Genomic DNA, 1685 nt, shown 5'->3' with positions numbered 1-1685 from the left:
TGTCAACACCAGTTGAAATCTGATCCACTTTTTTAAAAATTCACCGTTTTAATATTGATCCACTTATTTGCTCAGCTATTGCTAATTTCTAATATTCCAGCTTGCCTTTTTGACTTTAATCTATAGCTATCACCACTCAATTGAAGCACATGGGAGTGATGTAAGAGCCTATCAAGCATTGCTGCTGTTAAGGTGGCGTCATCTGCGAAAGCAGATGGCCACTGACTAAAGGGCAAGTTACTCGTTAAAATCAAGCTACCTTTCTCATAACGATTTGCCACTACATGGAAGAACAGGTTCGCCTCTTCTCTTCCAAAAGGTAAATAACCGATTTCATCGATTATTAACAACTTAGGCCCTATGACACTCCGCTGCATATACGACTTCAATTTTCCCTGCCGCTTTGCGGTACTAAGCTGAAGCATTAAATCGGCCGCAGTGATGAAGCGTGTTTTGAGCCTTGATTGAACCGCTTTATATCCTAATCCGATAGATAAATGTGTTTTCCCTGTACCACTGGGACCTAACAAAATTAAGTTTTCATTTCTTTCGATAAAAGTTAATGAAGATAAATTATCAACTGTTTTTCTCGGAACTCCTGTTGCAAATTTATAGTCAAATTGGCTCAGAGTCTTAATACTTGGAAATCCAGCCAGACGTAATAACGTATTGCGTGTTCGCTCTTGTTTTGATTGCAATTCAGCTTGTAAAAGCTGAATTATGAAATCAGCATGGCTAGATTCTAATTGAATACAACGCTCTGCTATATCAGGCCATTCAGTGCCCACCGTAGGTAAGTTTAATTGTTCACATAGTGCGTTTATTTGCTCAGACTGAAGCATATGAATCCCCTATAAATCGTTCATAAGTTGATATAGGGTGCTGTATGCATTCACTTTCATACGGAATAACCAACGGTATTATCGATATTGAACTTTCCTCGGAAGATTCTACCTGTAATCGCTTCGGGATCACGCTTAAATAACGACGCTCATAATCTAATCTATCTTGCGGCTTTTCATTTGTCGTACCATGTTTTCTTTGGTGTGCAACATTTTCAAGCCAAGGACCTATTTTTCCATTTGCGGTATCACAATCTAACTTTAGCCCAACCTGATTAAGGCTAGCGGCGAGGGGGACAACAAAACTATTTTTCAAATAATGATTAAATCGCTCAACTTTGCCTTTTGTTTTGGCTCGGTATGGACGGCAAGCTTTCAATTTAAATCCATAGGATAATGAAAGATCTAACATACGGGTATTCCATCTATGCTTACCTTCACCATAGGCATCTCGTTCGATAACTAACGCTTTAGCATTGTCACAAAGCACATCTTCAGGAACACCACCGAAGTAATGAAATGATTCGATAAGCCCATCAATCCAAGCATCAGTACGTTCATGATCATAGAACCTAACGAAGGTTGCTCTTGAGTAACCTAATGTTGCTACAAATGCTTTTAGCGTCGATTTACCACGGCGAATTGTAGTGAAATCTATTTGTAATTGTTGCCCTGGTTTTGTTTCGAATCGAATAACAGGTTCATTAATGTGGGTTTTAAATTGCGCCACATAATCCCTAACCAAGGTTATCCCTCCGGGATAGCCTTGGTCTTTTATTTCTTGAAAAAGAACACAAGCTGGTATCCAGTGAGGTTTAGCTGATTCTATTCGTTGGAGAATGT

The 1685-nt window shown here is 39.1% G+C and carries 2 protein-coding genes; both read right to left on the bottom strand.

The window, feature by feature from the left end; genetic code table 11:
* Positions 1 to 71: 71 nt before the first annotated feature.
* Positions 72 to 842, bottom strand: a complete 771-nt coding sequence (istB, locus tag HC725_RS16495; RefSeq protein ID WP_190332946.1) for an IS21-like element helper ATPase IstB — start codon at positions 840 to 842, stop codon at positions 72 to 74.
* Positions 829 to 1685, bottom strand: an 857-nt coding sequence (gene istA, locus HC725_RS16490) for an IS21 family transposase (RefSeq protein WP_190332945.1), incomplete at its 5' end; no start/stop codon positions are given. The genes istA and istB, both read right to left, overlap by 14 nt.

This window comes from Vibrio sp. S17_S38 (assembly GCF_014694375.1).
Lineage (GTDB): Bacteria > Pseudomonadota > Gammaproteobacteria > Enterobacterales > Vibrionaceae > Vibrio.
This window is presented reverse-complemented; position numbering and strand designations above follow the sequence as displayed.